Genomic DNA, 18,356 nt, shown 5'->3' on the forward strand with positions numbered 1-18,356 from the left:
TCCCTGTTGCTTGTTTTTATGCGTGCAGCATACCGGGAAACCGCGACAATATAACCCATATTTGTGACAAGGCGCGGCGTTATTGCGCCATCAGGGGCGCGGAACCGGCACTTTCCGAACAAAAGCGACGGCGCAATCAAAGGTTGTGCCGTCGTCCTTTGCAGGCAGTTTCCGTCAGCCGTTCACGTCCACGACGACGCGGCCCTTGACCTGACCCTTCAGAATGTCACGCCCCAACCCCGGCAGATCGGCCAGCGTCGCGGGCTGCACCATGGCCTCCAGCTTGTCCATCGGCAGGTCGCGGGCGATCCGCTCCCATGCCCGCAGGCGGTTGTCGTAGGGTTGCATCACGCTGTCGATGCCCAGCAGGTTCACGCCGCGCAACAGGAACGGGATCACCGTGGCGGGTAGGCCCGCCCCCCCGGCCAGCCCGACCGCCGCGACCGAGGCACCGTATTTCATCTGCCCCAGCAGGCGCGCCAGCATGTCGCCGCCCACCGCATCGACGCACCCGCCCCATGTCTCGCCCTCAAGCGGGCGCTTTACGGTTTCGTTGAGGTCTTCGCGCGCGACGATCTGCGTCGCGCCCAGCCCTTTCAGGTAATCCGCCGTCTCGGGCCGCCCGGTGACCGCTGCAACCTCGTGGCCCAGATGCGCCAGGATCGCCGTCGTCACCGACCCGACACCGCCCGCGGCCCCGGTCACCAGCACCGGCCCGTCCTTGATCCCGTGATCCTCCAGCGCCATCACCGCCAGCATTGCGGTAAACCCGGCGGTGCCGACCGCCATCGCCTGCCGCGTGTCCAGCCCGTCGGGCAGCGGCACCAGCCAGTCGGCCTTCACCCGCGCTTTCTGCGCATACCCGCCCCAATGCGCCTCGCCCACGCGCCAGCCGGTCAGCACGACCTTGTCGCCGGGTTTGTAGCGGTCATCGTCGGATGCCTCCACGGTGCCGGCAAAGTCGATGCCCGGCACATGCGGATAGTTACGCACCAGCCCGCCGCCCGGCCCGATGCACAGCCCGTCCTTGTAGTTGACGGTGGAATATTCGACGGCCACCGTCACCTCGCCCGCGGGCAGGTCGTCCAGCCCGATCTGCCTAACCTCGGCCTGTGTCTTGCCCTCGTCGTTTTTCGTCACAACCAATGCGTCGAACATATCGCGTCTCCTCGTATTATCTTGCCCAAAATACTCCCGCCGGAGGCTCCGGCGACAGCCTCGTTCGTTAAACCCAGAACCCGTCTCGCACGGTCACGTCGCGCATGCCGTCCGGTGTCTCGACCTCCAGCCGCGTGCCCGCGTCCCAATGCGTCATCCGCACCATGCCGATGGCCACGTTGGTCCCGAAATCGGGGGAGCGCGCGGCAGACGTCACCTGCCCCACCCGCTTGCCGCCACCATAAAGCGGCCAGGCGCGGTCGCACGGTCCGATCTCGCCGTCGATCTGCAGCGCACGCACCTGCTGTGTCGGCCCCTCGCGCGACACCCGCAACAGGGCATCGCGCCCCACACAGCCGATGGCGGTCTGCGTCGAACAGAACCGGCCAAGCCCGCATTCATGCGGCGTGTTCTCGCGCGTCATGTCGTTGCCATAGGACAGCAATCCGCCCTCGACCCGTTCGATCCCGTTGGGGCAGCCCGCCCGCACGTTCAGGTCCTCCCCCGCCGCAAACAGCGCATCCCACAGCGGCATCGCGACGGCACTGTCGTTGACGTAGATCTCGAACCCGCCCTGCTTGGAATAACCCGACCGGGCGACGATCATGCTCTGGCCCTCGAAATCGAACCAGCCGTAGCGGAAAAACCGCAGGTTGCGCACCGCCTCGCCGAACACCCGCGCCATCAGGTCGTCCGCGTTTGGCCCCTGCACCGCCAGCGGCGACACGTCAGGCTCGTCCACCATCACGTCGAGCCGGTAGCCATAGACCAGCCCCTTGACCCAGAACAGCAGGTCGCTGTCGGCGATAGAAATCCACCAGTGATCCTCGGTCAGCTTCAGCGCGACAGGATCGTTCAGCATCCCGCCGGTTTCGTCCACGATGGGCACGTAGTAACACTGCCCGGCGAGCATCCCCCGCAGGTCGCGCGGGGTCAGCATCTGCATCAGCCGCGCGGCATCCGGGCCGCGCAGTTCCACTTGCCGTTCGCAGGCGACATCCCAGACCTGCACATGCTTTTTCAGGTGGTGGTAATCCTCCACCACGCTCTCGAACACCGTGGGCAGCAGCATGTGGTTGTAAACGGTATAGGCCGAAACGCCCTGCGCCTCGACACCGGCGGAAAAAGGCGTGCGCCGCAACCGGCGCGAAGGGGAAATCAATGCCATCGCGGCCATTCCTTGTCAGTCATTTCCAGTGCCGCTACGATCCGTGGACCCAATTCCGGGTGCCCGATACGAGCAATTTCAACGGAGCGTCTTTCATGTTCAGCATCTTCATGCGTCCCGCAGCCGCCGTGGCGGCCATCGCACTCGCCAGCCAGGTCCAGGCCGACGCGCATCTCGACCTCGGCGATCCCGATGCCGTCGCCGTCGCGGTGATCGAGGGTTTCCGCGCCAAGGACGGTCCCGCCCTTGCGCCACTTGTCAATGAAACCAACGCCCGCATGGCCCCCGCGCTCGCCGCGATGTCGCCCGAAGACGCCGAATGGGGGGAGATGTGGTCGAGCTGGCGGCAAGACGGCCTCGACGCTTGGGACGGCACCACCCTGCCCGCCAGGACATTCCGCGACGACCCGATGATGGTGCAGGTACCGTTCGGCTATAACAACGTCGACGGGTCGATGTCCCTGTCCGACGGCTGCACCGACGATTGCCGCTACCTCGTCATCGTGCTGACCCGCGACAGCGCCGACGACACCACATGGGGGTTCGAGGATATCAACGGGGCGCAGATCGACGCCTACGAAGGCGCGGGCCCGGTCAACTGAGCGTGCCGCGCCGGTCATAGCCCTTCCGGCATGAACGGAATATCGGTGTCGGCGGGTTTGTGACCCGCCGCCGTCAACATCGCGTGAACCTGCCCGCGGTGGTGGGTCTGATGGTTGAAGAAATGCACGATGCACAGCGCCTTCGGCTTGCGCATGTCACGGCCCATGGCCCCCGAATACCATTCCACATCGCCCACCAGATCGACGCTCTGCACATTTTCGGCCCAGAGCGTGATCCGCGCATCGGTCTGGAACCGCGCGAGAGACCAGTCGGTCACGTTCTTCTTGTACTCAACGCTTTCCGGGATCCCGACCGTTGGCGCATCGCCACCGTCAAAGCGGCTGATCCATAGCTCATCGCCCCAGAGCAGATGATTCAGCGTCGCGAAGATCGACCCGAAGAACGCGCCGCGATCCTTGCGCAACTCCGCCTCGTCCATCTCCTTGACGATGCGGCGCAAGCCGTTGTTCTGCCAACGATTGTATTGCGCCATTGTCCGGCAATACTGCGGCGTGATCACGGCTTGGGTCCTTTCCAGTCGATTGGGCATATCTCCGCAGATTTCCCGCCGAAATCCCAGACCCGGCCATAGTCGCGCACCTTCGATTTCACGCCCTGCGCCGCGATGATGTCCGGGCCCATCCAGTATTGCGAGTTGGACACCATGACCGGGTGATCCTTGTCCTTGCCGGTCATCATCTCGATCTCGCCCTGAATTTTACGCCCGATGTAGATGCCGCGCCGGGTGCCGTCGCGCACGATCTCGACCTTCTCGCGCTCCGCCCCGATGATCTCGGATACCAGCATGGTGAACAGGCCGGTGGTGCCTCCCGCCGCCCCGCTGAAGATCTTGAGGATGCCATTATAGGCCTTCTGCGTGCTGCGCTCGTCCACATAGGCCGCGACGCGCCAGTTGCCCTCGGCCATGCGGCCCGGGATGTCGACCAGCAGGCCCACGTTCAGGCCCGACAGGTCCTCGCCCTCGAAATGCCCTTCGTCGATGGCGATGGCCATCCAGGCGTGGCAATGCCCTTCCGTCGGCGGGTGCGCGCCCAGCGAAACGACGCAGGGACAAAAGACCGTGCACGAGCAGTTGAGGAACAATTCCCCCTTGATCGCCCAGTCGGTGGGGTGCTTCTTGCGGCGCAGCGGGTTGCTTTCCATGCGCTGGTCGATGCGCTGGGAAATCCGCAGCTTGTCGGCAGGTTCTCTTTTCTTCTCAGGCATCTGTCACCCTTTCCTAAAGCGTTCTTGCCGCAAGTGCCGCCCCCGCCGCGATCAGCACGACCCCGGCAGGTTTGATCAGACGATGCCCGATCTGCGGCAGTTTTTCAAAGACCATGAACAATGTGGCCAGCCCCATCCACAACAGGCTCATCACGCCGCCGACGAACCCCAGCGCCATGAAGCCCCAGCAGCAGCCCACGCAGAACGCGCCCAACCCCAGCCCCATGCGCAACCCGCCCTTAAAGCCGGTGCGCCAGTGGCCCAGGAAATAGGTCATCGGCGCGTGGCAGACGCCGTGGCACACCTCCTTTGCGCGGGTGAACTGGAATGCGCCGACGACGATCAGCAGCGCCGCCGCGATATATCCGTTCGTGGCGATGCCCAGCGTATCGACGACCCCGCCCGCGATCAGCACAACCTGCACCAGCGCGATCAGTGCGGCGAAACCGACCCAGACGATAAAGTATCCCAGCAGCACGCCCAGCCACCCGGCCCGCGTGCCGTCGGCGCTGATCATAAGTGCTTCGTAGTTGCGCAAGGTAGGGATCATCGTGGGCAACATCATCGCTGCCATCATCACCGCCCACATCGGGAACAGCGCGCCGAAGGTCACCATCGGCATCATGTTCATGCCCACGGGCCGGCCAATCACATCGACACCCGACATCCGCGCCATCATGAACATCACCGCCCAAGCCGCCAGAATGCTTGCGAAAAACGCCAGCCAGAGCGTCGTGCGCAGCACGTGTGACGCCGGTGATGTCGTCATGCCAGATCGCCTCCCCGCGACTCGGACCTTGCCAATTCATATGTCAGACGTTTAATTGTCTGACAATTAAAAAGGCGTGCGCCACCGTGAAAATCGACCCTGACAATCCCGCCGACCTGTCCGCCCAGATCGCCACCGCGATCCGCGACGCGATCATTTCCGGCGCGCTGCCGGTGGACGAACGCCTGCCGTCAGAAGCGGAGCTCGCTGAGCAATTCGACGTGTCCCGCCCCACCGTACGCGAGGCGCTGAAACGGCTCGCCGCGCAATCGCTGATCCGCACGCAGCGTGGTGCGACGGGCGGCGCCTTCGTCAACCGCCTGCGGTTCGAGGATGCCTATGGCCAGCAGATCACCACCTCCACGCTGCTCTTGTCGATGAACGCGGTCAGCTTCGCCACCGCTTGCGAGGCGCGCTATGCGCTGGAGCGGGCCTGCGCGCCGTTGTCGGCACAGCGCCGTACCGCCGACCATCTGGCCACCATGCGGGCCGAGGCGCACAGGCAGGCGCAACCCGGCCTGACCGACGAGGCGTTTTGCGCCTCCGACGTGGCCTTTCACCGCGCGCTGGTCGATGCGGCGGGCAATCCGGTGCTGTCCTATCAACTGGCGGGCGCTGTCGAGGCGATGCAGCCGCTGATGAACATGATCACCTTCACCGCCCGGTCGCGTGAAAAGATCGTCGCACTGCACGCCCAGATCGCCGATGCCGTCGAAGCCCGCGATGCGGGTGCCGCAGACGCGCATCTGACGGCGCTGGCCGATTACACGCTTGCACTTGCCGACAGCGTCTTTGCCGCCCGCAGCACCGCCAGGCCCGCGAATTGACGCTTGCGGGTCGCAAAAGCGGTGATAACGTCACGGGCGAAATACGCATAACGGGAGAATTGCGCATGACATTTGCAAAATATCTGGGCGCGGCATCCGCCATCGCCCTCGCCAGCACCGCCACCGCTCAGGACGCGGACCTGCTCGTCTTCGACTATTCCGGTTTCGAGGACCCCGCCTATCACGGCGACTATGTCGAAATGCACGGCGACAGCCCGACCTTCGCCTTTTTCGGCGACGAGGACGAGGCGTTCCAGAAAATCCGCGCCGGTTTTCAGGCCGACGTGTCGCACATCTGCGCGGGCTCTGTGACGAAATGGGCCGAAAGCGGCATCCTCGATCCTTGGGATACGTCCAAGATCGACGCCTACGCCGACCTTGACCGCAACCTGACCGGCAGCCAGGTCGGCGAAGGTGAAGGCGACGTATTCTTCATTCCGACCGATTTCGGATCGACCGCCATCGCCTACAACCCGGAAGAAGTGCCGGAAGATGCCGTGGCATCGCTCGACGTCTTCAAGAATCCTGAATACGCGGGCCGCATGACCCTGCCCGACAACGTCGACGACGCCTATGCGCTGGCCTATCTGGCCACCGGCGTCACCGACTGGGCCGAGGCCACGGACGCGGAATTCGAGGCCGCATCGAACTGGCTCCGCGAGGTGCACCCCAACCTGCGCACCTACTGGACTGATCCGGGCGAACTCGCACAGCTTCTGGCCTCGGGCGAAATCCTGATCAGCTGGGCCTGGAACGAAACCTATCCCACAATGGTAGAGGAAGGCCGCCCGATCGCATTCCAGCGTGAAGCGGCGGAAGGCTCCTCGCTCTGGCTGTGCGGCTATGTGAACCTGGCCAACGGTCCCGGTGACGAGGACAAGGCCTATGACTACCTCAACGCATTCCTGGCCGAATCCTCGGTCGTGCCGCTGCTCGATGCGGGCTACGGCTCGGCCAACGCCACGGCGCTGACCGCACAGGTCGGTGAGGAAGACCTTGTCGCTTCCGGTCTGGGCGAAATCGACGTGCCGGTTTTGGCGCAATTGCCGATGTCCAACGAACGCCGCGAGCAGCAGAACGAGACCTTCGAGCTGATCAAGGCCGGTTTCTAAACCGGGCGCCCGCGCTATGTCATGACGGGCAGCGCCATCCGGTGCTGCCCGTCTTACATTTGCGGGGGTTGCCCCCAAGAGCCGGGAAAGGACATCCCATGGGTTTTCTCAACGTCATTTTCGCCTTGTTCAGCATCGGGCTGGGCCTGATCAGCCTGATCAATCCACGCTATGCCATGGGCACGCTCGATCTGTCCGACCGCGGGTCGACCATGGGCATGTCCGAGGTACGCGCCGCATCGGGCGCGCTCTTTGTGGGCATGGGTCTGGGCGCGCTGATCCTGGGGTCGCCGCAAGCCTATATGATGCTGGGGTTCTGCTGGCTTGGTGCCGCGGGCGGACGGCTTGCATCACTCCTGCTCGACGGCAAGACGCAGAAGAAATGGATCTTCTTCGGGGTCGAGGCCGTCGTCGGTGTTCTGGCGATCCTGATCAACTTGTAACCTGCGCGAACATCGCCGCGCAGGGTGTTGATTTCCAAATACAATTCGTCTCAGTGGTTCCAGTCGAACACGATGCTTTCGGAATAGCTGCCCCAGTCGCGGCTGTCGATCCCGTTCACGGTCGAGCCGAGGTAGTTTTCCAGACCCTGGACCCGCAGCGCCCGCACCGTGCCGCCGGTCTCGTCGATATAGCCGACGTGACGTGCCGCGGTGCACAGATCGCTGTCGGCAGTGTAGGGATCGGACCCCCAAACCGAGCGGACGGGTGCATCTGCCGGGCAGCTGCATGCATGTGCGTCGGTTCCAGTCGGCATGGTGGCGCAGGCCTCGAGCGCCGCGTCGGTATTGGTCGGTGCCGCGGCGCGGTCGCCCTTCCAGGGCCGCACGTCGATACTGTATTGGTAGGACCCCCAATCGCGAGTCGTGACGCCATTGGCGTCCGAGCCGGTGTAGCGTTCCGCCCCCGGCCTGCGGATCACCAGCACCCGTCCGCCATCTGCACCGACGACGCCTGCATGGGTGGCGGCTGCACAGATACTGCTGTCGGCGGTATACGGCCCGCTGCCCCAGACGGACCCGGTGGCCGCACCCGCAGGACACACGCAGCGGTGCGAGCGCGTGTCGTCCGGCAAGATGCCGCATTCCGGAAACTCCTGCGCGCTGGCACCCGTCGCGACCAACCCGGCCCCTGCCGTCGCCATGATCTTCAAAATTTTCATGTCAAATCCTTCCCTGGTATTTGCGGACCAAAACGCCCGCGCCACAGCCTAGCACAGCGAGAGCGTCACCCAATACGGGTTTTCCCGACCGTGCGGATGCAATGTCCGCACCCCCCTTGTCACACGGACCTGCGCCGCCTATCTATGAGAGGTCCTTCGGGACTATGGACATAAACGCGCTCATAATAAGCGGATCGGACCCGGGGGCGGTACCCGGCGGCTCCACCAAACCACCGTCATTTGCGGACGATGGGGCCGAAATAGGATCGACGAACGTGTAAAAGGGATGACTTTGTCTCGGTGAGTTACCACCGTTATCGGTACGCTTAGTATAGTTGCAAATGACAACCGTGCTCCGGCAATGGCAGTTGCTGCGTAAGCAGTAAATGTCGCCGAAACTTAAGCCCTGATGCCTAGCCGCGTCAGGCGGGGTTTGCAGGTACCTGGCAACAGAAACCTGCGCTTTTCCCTCATTCCACAAGTGATTTCCAAGCCCGCCTGTCACGCGCTGACAAAGACGTGGCTTGCAATTGCAGCACACGCCGCGCAACACTTGCCCCATGTTCCGCCTGCCTGCCCTCGCCCTCGCCGCCGTCGTTTCCCTGCCGTTTCAGGCCCGCGCCTGCGATACCGCCCTTGTCCTGTCCATCGACGTTTCGAACTCCATCGACCCGGCGGAATACAAGCTGCAGGTCGACGGCATGGCCGATGCGCTGACCGACCCCGAAATCGTCGAGGCGATGGTCAGCGGCGAGGTAGCGATCGCCGTGATGCAATGGTCCGGCGTCGGGCGGCAGGAAGTCAGCATCCCGTGGCGGCAGGTCCGCACCGCACTGGATGCCGAGGCGCTGGCATTCGAGGCGCGGCTGATGCCGCGCGCCTTTGTCCTGTCGGATACCGCACCGGGTGACGCGCTGCTCTTCGCCATCGGCATGTTCGACGATGCACCGGCCTGCAAGCGGCAGGTCATCGACGTCTCGGGCGACGGCACGCCAAATTCCGGCAGCGATACGCGTGCCGCGCGCAGTGTCGCGGAACGCGCGGGCATCACCATCAACGGCATCGCCATCGAAAGCATGGGGCTGGCCATCACCGGATTTTTTCGCAGCGCGGTCATCACCCGCAACGGGTTCGTCATCACGGCGCGTACGCATCGCGAATACCCCGCCGCGATCCGGCGCAAGATCATCCGCGAACTGGCGCGCGTGCTGGGATAGTGTCTAGGTCGGGCAGCGACCCGCGTCGCCCGTCACCTCGCCGATGTAGCGAAAATCGTTCGAGATAAACCGATAGCTGTAGCTGACGCCATAGTCTGTGATCAGCGCGCGGATCGACGGCTGATTGCAGATATTGGCCTGCACAAGCTGTGCCTGCTCTGCCAGCAGCGCCGGCACGTCCACGGCCTCGAACCGCGCGGCGGTCGAATAATAATAGCGCACGTTCAGATCGTCGATGGTGAGGTTGTCGAAATTGACCAATGCACCCTCGGTGCCGCCCTCGGCGTTCCGGTCGCGGGCGATCTTTTCGAAAAAGGCGACGACCTGCTCCTGTTCCGGCGTCAAGGCGTCCGCGCTGTGGACCGCGTCGTCCGACTGCGCCATCAGCGCATGTATCTGGTCGGCGGCCCCGAGTTGGACAGGCGTTCCGCTGGCGCGGCTCACCGCGACGGTCGCGGGTGCCGGTGCCGGGGTCACCGCGACGGGGGCCACGGGTGTGGCGGAAAAGACCGGCGACGGCGCGGATGTCGCGGTCTCTTCGGGTGCGAACATGAACCACATCGCGCCTGCAGCCGTCGCGGCCCCGACGCTGAGCATACCCACTGCTTCGAAAAACTTTGCCATCACTACTCTCCCCGGTGGCGTCGCATTCATGCGATCTATGCCTCGCCACTATATTTAGCGGCGAGCGTAATTCCGCCTACCATGGAGAAGCGCCGCATCACAACTGATTCGACCGCGCAAGGCCGCAAACGGGGGCATTTTGGCGGCGACCGTGGCTTGACGGCCCGCAAAAGCACCGCCAAACATCGCATATGGGGTCCGCGACGCGCCCCGTGAGGCCACGGCCGGAAGCGCGCATCCACTGACGCTTTCAGAAGGGATGCCCCATGTCCGGCTTTACCGAAATTTCCCCCGCCCAGCTGATGCGCCGCATCGGAACACCCGATGCGCCGCTGATCATCGACGTCTGCCTGCTCGAAGATGTGGCCGCCGACCCGCATCTGATCCCCGGCAGTCGGCATGTCCCCCACACCGAAATCGACGCATGGGCCGCCACCCGGCCCGCGCAGCCCGTCGTCGTGGTCTGTCAGAAAGGGCGCAAGCTAAGCCATGGTGCCGCCGCCCTGCTGCGCGCCCGCGGCTGGCCCGCCGAGGTTCTGGCGGGCGGTATGGCGGGCTGGGTCGCGGCAGACCTGCCGCGTATGCCCCTTGCGCATCTTGCAAAGACCGACCTCTGGGTTACCCGCGCGCGACCCAAGATCGACCGCATCGCCTGTCCCTGGCTGATCCGGCGGTTCATCGACCGGGATGCCCGGTTCCTTTTTGTCCCGACTGGTGAGGTCATGGCCGTGGCCGACCGGTTCGATGCCATACCTTTCGACGTGGCCGAGGCGGCGTTGCGCCATCACGGCACCTCGTGCACCTTCGACGCGCTCTGCGCGCATTTCAACCTGCGGACCCCGGCACTCGATGCGATGGCGCAGGTGATCCGCGCCGCGGACACCGACGCCCACGACCTCGCCCCGCAGGCGGCCGGGTTGCTCGCGATTTCCGTCGGGCTGTCGCGCATGTTCCGCGACGATTGCGCACAGATGGAAGCGGGCCTGCTCGTGTATGATGCGCTGTATCGCTGGGCGCGCGACGGGATGGGCGAAAGCCACGACTCCGCCGCACGGACCGGCGCATGACGCGGCGCTTGCGCGACCTTATCCGTGTGTTCGGACGGATCGGGCTGATGTCCTTCGGCGGACCGGCGGCGCAGATCGCGCTGATGCACAAGGAACTGGTAGAAACTCGCAACTGGCTGACCGAGGCGCAATTCCTGCGCGCGCTGTCGTTCTGCATGTTGCTGCCGGGACCGGAGGCGATGCAACTGGCCACTTACGCGGGCTGGCGACAGGCCGGGATCATCGGCGGGCTAATCGGTGGTGGGCTGTTCGTACTACCCGGTGCGCTTGTCATCATGGTGCTGGCCCTGCTCTACGCGACCTATGGCGACCTGCCCGCCGTGCAGGCGGTGTTTCTGGGCGTGCAGGCGACGGTCGTCGTGATCGTGGTGCAGGCCCTGCTGAAAATCGCGAAGCGCGCGCTGCTGGGACCGGCGCATCGGGTGATCGCCCTGCTCAGCTTTGCCGCCCTGTTCGTCTTCGACGTCCCCTTCCCTTTCGTGATCGCCACGGCGGCGGTGCTTGGGGCCATCCTGTTCGCGGGCGCCGCGACAGCGCCGCAGGACCCGCCCGGCACCGCGATCCGCCATCGCCCGCTGCGCATCCTCGTGATCGGCGGGCTGATCTGGGCGTTTCCGGTCGCCCTCGTCGCCGCCCTGCCCGACCCGTTTCTGACCGATCTGGCGCTGTTCTTTTCCAAACTCGCGGTCGTGACCTTCGGCGGCGCCTATGCCGTTCTGGCCTATATGACGCAGCAGATCGTTGCGGATTTCGGCTGGATCACACCCGAACAGATGATCGACGCGCTGGGACTGGCGGAAACCACGCCCGGCCCGTTGATTCTGGTCACGCAATTCGTGGCGATGCTGGCGGGCATGGCGCAGGGCGGGATCGGACTGGCGCTGATCGCCGGGGCGCTGACGCTCTGGGTGACCTTCGTGCCCTGTTTCATCTGGATCTTCGCCGGCGCGCCGCTGATCGACCGGCTCGACAACCAGCCGCGGCTGCGCGGCGCGCTGGCCGCGATCACCGCAGCGGTGGTCGGCGTGATCGCCAATCTGTCGGTCTGGTTCGCGGCGCACGTCTTCTTTGCGCAAGTCACGACACTACACGCAGGTCCGCTTTATATGATCCGGCCGCTTGCGGGTTCGGTCCAGCCCGTGCCGGTGCTGTTGGCGATCCTGGCAGGCTGGCTGCTGCAGCGGCGCGGGATGCCGCTGCCGCCGGTTCTGTGTGTGTCCGGGGCGGCCGCGCTTTTGATCCACATCGCCGGTTTTTCCGCCTAAAGCGGGCCTTTCATCCCGTCCGCTTCCCCCGTATGTTCGTGTCAACCGCGACCCGGAGGACCATGGACCCGTGACCCGATCCATTGATTACGGCAACCTGATGCACCGTGCGATGCGCGGCCTGATCCAGGAGGTGCTGAGCGGCATCGCCAAGGCCAATCCACCGAAATTGCCGGGCAAGCACCACTTCTTCATCACCTTCGACACCATGCACCCCGATGTGGAGATCGCCGACTGGCTGTCGGACCGCTATCCCGGAGAAATGACAGTCGTGATCCAGCACTGGTTCGACAATCTGGAGGTCACCGACGAAGGCTTTGCCATCACGCTGAATTTCGGCGACGCGCCGGAGCCGCTCTACATCCCCTACGACGCGATCAAGACCTTCGTGGACCCCTCGGTCGAATTTGGCCTGCGGTTCGAGACGCAGGACGATGATGACGACGCGGAGGATGACGACGACACCGCCGAAGCCCCGATGGACGAGATGGCCGAACCCGAGGCAGAGACCGATGCAGGGCAGCGCAAGGACGCCGAAGTCGTCAGCCTCGACCAGTTCCGCAAATAGCCCGCGCCCCCGCACGACCGATATTTTCCCTGATGGAGCGACCCATGACCGCCACACGCACCGAATCCGACAGTTTTGGCCCATTGGAGGTCCCCGCAGACCGGTACTGGGGTGCGCAGACCCAGCGGTCGCTGATGAACTTTCCCATCGGCTGGGAAAAGCAGCCCATCGCCATCGTGCGTGCGCTGGGCGTCATCAAGCAGGCCTGTGCCACCGCAAACAAGGCGCGTGGAAAGCTGGACGACGCACTGGCCGATGCGATCATTCAGGCGGCATCGGAGGTGGTGGAAGGCAAGCTCGACGATCACTTCCCGCTGGTCGTCTGGCAGACTGGGTCGGGCACGCAGTCGAACATGAACGCCAACGAGGTGATCTCCAACCGCGCGATCGAGATCCTCGGCGGCGAGATCGGATCGAAAGACCCCGTGCACCCCAACGATCACTGCAACATGGGGCAGTCGTCCAACGATACCTTCCCGACCGCGATGCACATCGCCGTGGCCACCACGGCGCATGACGTGCTGATCCCGGGTCTGGAAAAACTGCACGCCGCCTTGCAGGCCAAACAGGAAGAGTTCGACGACATCATCAAGATCGGGCGCACCCACACGATGGATGCGACGCCGCTCACCTTGGGCCAGGAATTTTCGGGCTACGTGCATCAGGTCGCCATGGGGCTGCGCCGGATCAAATCCGCCTTGCCCGCGATCTACGAATTGGCACAGGGCGGCACTGCCGTCGGCACCGGGCTGAACACGCCAAAGGGCTGGGGCGAGACCGTCGCCAACGAAATGGCCAGCATCACAGGTCTGCCTTTCGTGACCGCGCCCAACAAGTTCGAGGCACTGGCGGCGCACGACGCATTGGTGGAGATGTCCGGTGCGTTGAAGACCGTGGCCGCCAGCATCTACAAGATCGCCTGCGATATCCGCTTCCTCGGCTCCGGCCCGCGTTGCGGCTTGGGCGAATTGATGCTGCCCGAAAACGAACCCGGCAGTTCCATCATGCCCGGCAAGGTGAACCCCACGCAGGTCGAGGCGATCACGCAGGTCTGCGCCCATGTCATGGGCAACGATGCCGCCGTGGGTTTTGCCGGAAGCCAAGGCCATTTCGAACTGAACGTGATGAAACCGATGATGGCCTACAACGTGCTGCAATCCATGCAGCTTATCGGCGATGCGTCCGTGGCCTTCACCGACAACTGCGTCGTGGGCATTCAGGCCGACCGCACCCGGATCGAAAAGCTGATGCGCGAATCGCTGATGCTGGTCACGGCGCTGGCCCCCACCATCGGCTATGACAACGCCACGACGGTCGCCAAGACCGCCCACAAGAACGGCACAACGCTGAAGGAAGAGGCGATCAACCTGGGCTACGTCGACGAGGCGACATTCGACAAAGTCGTCCGCCCCGAAGACATGATTGGCCCGAAGTAGGGCCGCGTGCGCTACGGCATGACGCAGCCGGACGCGGCGAAACTCTCGATAGCGGCGGAGGAGCCGGTAAGCGGCACCTCTCCTGCGGGTCCACCGTTAAAAAACGAGACGTTCAAACGACTGCCGGATTTCAGGGCCTCGACGAATGTGCGCCGCGCATCGCCCGTATCCAGATCGAGCAGGCATCCTTCTACGCCGGCGACGCAGATGCCATAGACCAGGGTCTCCGGCCCATCATCAAAGGAAAACACAAAGCCCTGATGCGTCATCCCCAACAGGTCCGGTTCCGCAATCGTGGGACCATCGGTCAACACGGCGGTCGTGCCCCGGGTATTGCATTCCAACCAGATCGCCCGATCCGCGCTGCCGACCCCGACGGCGCGCCCATGCGATGTCCAACCGGGTTCGAATTGCCATTCGGCAGCGAGCGTTGTCGGCAGGAGCAGAAAAAGCGAAAAAAGGATGCGCACTGGCATATCGCGTTCCTTCAAAATAACATTTCAATGTCAGCAAGGTCGGAAAAATGTCCCAGATTGTCAATCTCAACAAGGCGCGCAAGGCCGCCAAGCGAACCGAGGCAAAGCGGCAAGCCGATGAAAACGCGGTCAGATTCGGGCGCTCCAAGGCCGAGCGCGTGCTTGACGCAACCCGCGCGGCACAGCAGGAAACGCGCCTGTCTCAGTTGAAGTTCGAGGACGAATAGGTGCTGGCCTTTATATGTGGTGAAGCCAGTGCGGCCATGCTGCGATGATAGAGGGCCGCCCCGTCAAACATTCGCTCACCCTGCGCGGTCACCGGACCAGCGTGTCGCTGGAAGATGCGTTCTGGCAGGCCTTCCGCACCATCGCGCGTGAAAAGGGCCTGACGATCAACGGTCTCGCCGCCGAAATTGATGCAGATCGCGGCGACGTGGGGCTGGCCTCGGCCATACGCGTCTATGTGCTGCGCAGACTTCAGGCCTGATCGGCAGGATAGAGCGCCCCACGGATCAGCGACATGCTGTCCAACTCGCGCCGCTCTGACGCGCGTAAATTATTTTCGGGTGACCAGGGTGTATCCGAAGCCAATTCGAATAGCGCACTGATCGACGCGCGATCCACCGGTGCCGGTTCATAGGGATCGAACGCGCCGTCCGCGCCGAAACGCGACGGGAATAGAGCGGACAGCGCCCGCGATGGCAGGGCCACAAGCCCGGCAAACAGTGTCTGTGTGATCGGAGTCGTCATTGGCCACATCCCGCTTTCGCGCATTGGCCCCCACGCAACTGTTGTAACGTATTCTTGCCATAATGCGTGGGAAATTACGCCTGACCAGCGGTCAAAAAGTCGCGAAACGAACGCTAACTATCTGACAAACATGCGTTCCTGAACTGCGGCAGGAATATGGCGGCGGTTTGGACACTGTTGCGCCGACGAAGACGTTCGAAGGATGGGTGAAAGGATTGTCCGTATTTTCGCGACAATCAGCCGTCGCGCGGCACGAATCGCAGCCAGATCCCGTCGCGTGCACGCACCGTCAGATGCGCCACCGGCACAGGCGGTTTGTCCGCCACCACCTCGAACCGGTAGGCGCGCAAAATCTGTGCCAGCAGCGCCACGCCCTCGATCATCGCAAACCCCGCCCCGGTGCAGACCCGTGGGCCGCTTGAAAACGGCATATAGGCCGTGCGCGCCGATGCCTTGCCCGCCTCCGTGTCCCAGCGCGCGGGGTCGAAGCCATCGGGGTCATCCCACAGCCGCTCGTGCCGGTGCAGATGCCATGGCGACAGCACGACCTGCGCGCCCGGCTTCACGTCGCGCTTGCGAAACACCTCCGGCTGAACCGTCTCTCGCACCATCATGGGCACGGGCGGGTAGAGCCGCAGCGCCTCGCGGAACACATCGCGGGTGGTTTTCAAGGTCGACAGCTTGGCAAAATCGGGCGTCATGTCAGCCGCCTCTGCCGCAACCCTGTCCTGCCAGTCGGGATAAAGCGCCAGCAGGTAGAGCGTCCAGGCCAGCGCGGACGCACTCGTCTCGTGGCCCGCCAGAAAGAAGATCGCGACCTGATCGACCATCTCGCTTTCGCTGAACCGCTCGCTGGTTTGCGGGTCCGGGGTCGTCATGATCTTGGTCGCCAAATCGTCGGGCACGGAGCCTGCGGCAATCGCATTTGCCCGCGCGTCCACCAGTTGCGTGATCAGCGCACGGATCGTCGCCGCCGTCTGTTTCGTCTCACGCCGGAAGAACCGCGGCATCCAGCGTGGTCCGCGCACGAAGGCGGCCAGGTTCAGGATCGGCTGTGTGCGCTGATGCGCGCGGAACTGGTCGAAAACCTGTGCCGCGATTTCGTGTTCTATGGGGATCGAAAACAGCGTGCGAAAGATCACGTCGGCGGCAGCGTGGCTGGTCTCGGGTTCGATGTCACGCGGCGTGCCGTCGGCCATGGGCGCCATGCGCACCGCCGCCGCCTCGCCCGCCGCCCATATCGCGGGGAAGGTATCGCGCAACCGCCCCCCCTCGAACGCCGGGTCGATGATGCGGCGTTGTCGTTTCCACGTCTCGCCGTTGGTCAGGAACACGGAATTACCCAGCAAGGGCCGCAACCCCGCGCCGATCCGGTCGGATTTCGGGAAATCGTCGGGCCGGTCCTTCAGAACGCGCTGCAAGAGATCGGGATCGTTCACCAGATAACTGCGAAAGAACGGCGTTTTGAACTCCGCCATCCACGCGCGGTAGAGTTTCGCGGGCTGCGCCGACAGGATATCGGCACGAAACAGCTTCATATACCGCCAGAGCGACACCTTCTCTGGCCGTGCCGCAGGTTTCGGCGGCAGGGTCATGGCGCGGTGCTGGTGTATTTCGACGCAGGCACGTCGATGCGGGATTTTGAAGGCTGCCGGTCGCGAAACCGGTCGCGCAATGTCTGCGGCCCAGCGGTGATCTGGAAATAGTCATAGTCGCCGGGCCGGTCGAAGGCGCAGAGATACTGGAAATGCAGCCGGAAAAATCGCCAGCGCAGTTCCTTCCAGCGTTCGGGCGACAGGGTTTGGGTGAAAGCGGCGGAAATCACCAGCGGCCATTGCTGCCCCGCAGGCGCCACCCCCGACACCGCCACCGGATCGCACAGCGCAAAGGCGCAGCCGTCGCCGGGGGCGGTCACATCGACCCAGGCCAGTTCATCGCGGGTGGACAGGAACGCCAGATCGGCGCGCAGCCGCCAGGCGTCCGGCAGGAAAGACACCATCGGCACCACCTGCCCCAGCGACAGGAACCCCAGCGGCGCGCCCGCAGGCACACGGCCATCGCGGATCAGGTCCGACAGGATCGACACCGCCAGATGCGCGCCCGATGAATGGCCAATGACCAGCACCTCGTCGGCATCTTCCTGCAAGGCATTCGCGATCAGGTCGCCGAACGCCGCCATCCGCGCTTCAAGCTCCGGCGGGTTCGCCCCGTTCCAGCGGGCGGAATAGGCGTAGTCGTGCATCAGGTAATAGGCGAAGAACTTGCCGTCCTTCTTGCGGAACCAGCGCAGGATATAGATTGCCACCGGGACAATCACAGCCCAAAGGATGAGCGGTGTAAGCATGCCAGTGGACCAGCCCGCCAGCCCCAGCAGGCCGTTCACGCCCCATAATAGCAGCGACGACAGCGCCCAGCCGATCAGGACAGCCGCCAGCAGTTGCAGCAGCAACATCCCCACCGGGTAAAGCGCCGCGATCACCGGCCCCTTGCGCATCCACATCAGCCGTCGCAGCGCGCCACTTGCGATATAGGTCCATGCGGTGCGCACCAGTTGCAGGTAGGTGCCGGGGATCGTGTCGGACATGCTGCCGCGCACGATATCGGACCAGACCAACACGTCGATATCCGCCGTGGTCTTTTGCTCGTCGATCTGCGCTTCGGCCCGCCAGCCGTAGGGGCCGGCACCCTGCTTGGGCGTGAGCGAAATATCATAGCCGGAAATCTGCGCCTGCGCGGCGCCTTCCTTGCGATAAAGCTCGCGGTAGCGGCGTGGATGGATCGGGTCGTAGCCGGGGATGTAGAATACCCGCCGCCGCCTGACCTGTTTGTCTGCCTGCTCGTTCATTCACTGCCCATCGCCTGTTTGGCGCAGGCTAGCGCAGAAATCCGGCGAAAATAAGTAAGGGATTGCGAAAGGTCGATGACCA

At 64.0% G+C, this 18,356-nt stretch carries 22 protein-coding genes and 1 other RNA gene; 12 read left to right on the forward strand and 11 right to left on the reverse strand.

Annotated features, from left to right (window positions below):
* Positions 1-174: 174 nt before the first annotated feature.
* On the reverse strand, positions 175-1,158 hold the full coding sequence (acuI, locus tag AC04PH_RS09670; RefSeq protein WP_483065534.1) for an acryloyl-CoA reductase: 984 nt from the start codon (positions 1,156-1,158) through the stop codon (positions 175-177).
* A 67-nt stretch (positions 1,159-1,225) separates the two neighbouring features.
* Positions 1,226-2,326: a dimethylsulfoniopropionate demethylase gene (locus AC04PH_RS09675; RefSeq protein ID WP_483065535.1), complete on the reverse strand. Its 1,101-nt coding sequence runs from the start codon at positions 2,324-2,326 to the stop codon at positions 1,226-1,228.
* Between AC04PH_RS09675 and AC04PH_RS09680 the strand changes: the two genes are divergently transcribed.
* Positions 2,320-2,928, forward strand: coding sequence for a hypothetical protein (locus AC04PH_RS09680; RefSeq protein WP_483065536.1), 609 nt, complete (start codon positions 2,320-2,322; stop codon positions 2,926-2,928). The two genes, AC04PH_RS09675 and AC04PH_RS09680, sit on opposite strands and share 7 nt — an antisense overlap.
* Before the next feature lie 14 nt (positions 2,929-2,942).
* On the opposite strand, the gene AC04PH_RS09685 is transcribed toward AC04PH_RS09680, so the two are convergent.
* The 3 genes from AC04PH_RS09685 to AC04PH_RS09695 are packed head-to-tail and all read right to left on the reverse strand — an operon-like array spanning position 2,943 to position 4,925.
* Entirely contained in the window at positions 2,943-3,449 is a 507-nt protein-coding gene (locus AC04PH_RS09685; protein ID WP_483065537.1) for a DinB family protein, read from the reverse strand.
* The gene (locus AC04PH_RS09690) at positions 3,446-4,156 is read right to left on the reverse strand and encodes a DUF1326 domain-containing protein (protein ID WP_483065538.1); all 711 of its coding nucleotides are present in this window, start codon (positions 4,154-4,156) and stop codon (positions 3,446-3,448) included. Before AC04PH_RS09690 ends, AC04PH_RS09685 begins: the two co-directional genes overlap by 4 nt.
* Before the next feature lie 13 nt (positions 4,157-4,169).
* Positions 4,170-4,925, reverse strand: coding sequence for a DUF2182 domain-containing protein (locus AC04PH_RS09695; protein WP_483065539.1), 756 nt, complete (start codon positions 4,923-4,925; stop codon positions 4,170-4,172).
* Between the two features lie 86 nt (positions 4,926-5,011).
* On the opposite strand from AC04PH_RS09695, the gene AC04PH_RS09700 reads away from it, so the two are divergent.
* The 3 genes from AC04PH_RS09700 to AC04PH_RS09710 all read left to right on the forward strand — a co-directional run bounded on the left by AC04PH_RS09700 (position 5,012) and on the right by AC04PH_RS09710 (position 7,307).
* The gene (locus AC04PH_RS09700) at positions 5,012-5,752 is read left to right on the forward strand and encodes a FadR/GntR family transcriptional regulator (RefSeq protein ID WP_483065540.1); all 741 of its coding nucleotides are present in this window, start codon (positions 5,012-5,014) and stop codon (positions 5,750-5,752) included.
* Positions 5,753-5,817: 65 nt separating this feature from the next.
* On the forward strand, positions 5,818-6,864 hold the full coding sequence (locus AC04PH_RS09705; protein WP_483065541.1) for a type 2 periplasmic-binding domain-containing protein: 1,047 nt from the start codon (positions 5,818-5,820) through the stop codon (positions 6,862-6,864).
* A gap of 98 nt (positions 6,865-6,962) precedes the next feature.
* Positions 6,963-7,307 (forward strand): DUF4345 family protein, encoded by a 345-nt coding sequence (locus tag AC04PH_RS09710; protein ID WP_483065542.1) that lies wholly within the window; start codon positions 6,963-6,965, stop codon positions 7,305-7,307.
* A gap of 50 nt (positions 7,308-7,357) precedes the next feature.
* Here AC04PH_RS09710 and AC04PH_RS09715 read toward each other — a convergent pair whose 3' ends face one another.
* Positions 7,358-8,026 (reverse strand): LCCL domain-containing protein, encoded by a 669-nt coding sequence (locus tag AC04PH_RS09715; protein ID WP_483065543.1) that lies wholly within the window; start codon positions 8,024-8,026, stop codon positions 7,358-7,360.
* 112 nt (positions 8,027-8,138) lie between these two features.
* On the opposite strand from AC04PH_RS09715, the gene ssrA reads away from it, so the two are divergent.
* Positions 8,139-8,490: a transfer-messenger RNA gene (gene ssrA, locus AC04PH_RS09720) on the forward strand.
* A 96-nt stretch (positions 8,491-8,586) separates the two neighbouring features.
* Entirely contained in the window at positions 8,587-9,243 is a 657-nt protein-coding gene (locus AC04PH_RS09725; RefSeq protein WP_483065544.1) for a DUF1194 domain-containing protein, read from the forward strand.
* Between the two features lie 3 nt (positions 9,244-9,246).
* Here AC04PH_RS09725 and AC04PH_RS09730 read toward each other — a convergent pair whose 3' ends face one another.
* Positions 9,247-9,867 (reverse strand): hypothetical protein, encoded by a 621-nt coding sequence (locus tag AC04PH_RS09730; RefSeq protein ID WP_483065545.1) that lies wholly within the window; start codon positions 9,865-9,867, stop codon positions 9,247-9,249.
* Positions 9,868-10,133: 266 nt separating this feature from the next.
* Between AC04PH_RS09730 and AC04PH_RS09735 the strand changes: the two genes are divergently transcribed.
* The 4 genes from AC04PH_RS09735 (at position 10,134) to fumC (ending at position 14,203) form a co-directional block, all read left to right on the forward strand.
* On the forward strand, positions 10,134-10,934 hold the full coding sequence (locus AC04PH_RS09735) for a chromate resistance protein ChrB domain-containing protein (RefSeq protein ID WP_483065546.1): 801 nt from the start codon (positions 10,134-10,136) through the stop codon (positions 10,932-10,934).
* Entirely contained in the window at positions 10,931-12,199 is a 1,269-nt protein-coding gene (gene chrA, locus AC04PH_RS09740; protein ID WP_483065547.1) for a chromate efflux transporter, read from the forward strand. Before AC04PH_RS09735 ends, chrA begins: the two co-directional genes overlap by 4 nt.
* A 70-nt stretch (positions 12,200-12,269) precedes the next feature.
* Positions 12,270-12,767: an SspB family protein gene (locus AC04PH_RS09745; protein WP_483065548.1), complete on the forward strand. Its 498-nt coding sequence runs from the start codon at positions 12,270-12,272 to the stop codon at positions 12,765-12,767.
* Between the two features lie 44 nt (positions 12,768-12,811).
* On the forward strand, positions 12,812-14,203 hold the full coding sequence (gene fumC / locus AC04PH_RS09750) for a class II fumarate hydratase (protein ID WP_483065549.1): 1,392 nt from the start codon (positions 12,812-12,814) through the stop codon (positions 14,201-14,203).
* A gap of 11 nt (positions 14,204-14,214) precedes the next feature.
* Here the strand turns inward: fumC and AC04PH_RS09755 are convergent, their stop codons facing one another.
* The gene (locus tag AC04PH_RS09755) at positions 14,215-14,679 is read right to left on the reverse strand and encodes a hypothetical protein (RefSeq protein WP_483065550.1); all 465 of its coding nucleotides are present in this window, start codon (positions 14,677-14,679) and stop codon (positions 14,215-14,217) included.
* 47 nt (positions 14,680-14,726) lie between these two features.
* Here AC04PH_RS09755 and AC04PH_RS09760 point away from each other — a divergent pair, with 47 nt between their 5' ends.
* Together AC04PH_RS09760 and AC04PH_RS09765 are read left to right on the forward strand one after the other, a co-directional pair.
* Entirely contained in the window at positions 14,727-14,906 is a 180-nt protein-coding gene (locus AC04PH_RS09760) for a DUF4169 family protein (protein ID WP_483065551.1), read from the forward strand.
* Between the two features lie 47 nt (positions 14,907-14,953).
* The gene (locus tag AC04PH_RS09765; RefSeq protein ID WP_483066180.1) at positions 14,954-15,166 is read left to right on the forward strand and encodes a ribbon-helix-helix domain-containing protein; all 213 of its coding nucleotides are present in this window, start codon (positions 14,954-14,956) and stop codon (positions 15,164-15,166) included.
* Here the strand turns inward: AC04PH_RS09765 and AC04PH_RS09770 are convergent.
* The 3 genes from AC04PH_RS09770 to AC04PH_RS09780 form a co-directional block, all read right to left on the reverse strand.
* Positions 15,157-15,429 (reverse strand): hypothetical protein, encoded by a 273-nt coding sequence (locus AC04PH_RS09770; protein ID WP_483065552.1) that lies wholly within the window; start codon positions 15,427-15,429, stop codon positions 15,157-15,159. The two genes, AC04PH_RS09765 and AC04PH_RS09770, sit on opposite strands and share 10 nt — an antisense overlap.
* 236 nt (positions 15,430-15,665) lie before the next feature.
* The gene (locus tag AC04PH_RS09775; protein ID WP_483065553.1) at positions 15,666-17,024 is read right to left on the reverse strand and encodes a cytochrome P450; all 1,359 of its coding nucleotides are present in this window, start codon (positions 17,022-17,024) and stop codon (positions 15,666-15,668) included.
* On the reverse strand, positions 17,021-18,274 hold the full coding sequence (locus AC04PH_RS09780; protein ID WP_483065554.1) for a hypothetical protein: 1,254 nt from the start codon (positions 18,272-18,274) through the stop codon (positions 17,021-17,023). The genes AC04PH_RS09775 and AC04PH_RS09780 overlap by 4 nt, the downstream gene beginning before the upstream one ends.
* Positions 18,275-18,356 lie beyond the last annotated feature (82 nt).

This window comes from Yoonia sp. KMU-150 (assembly GCF_056858355.1).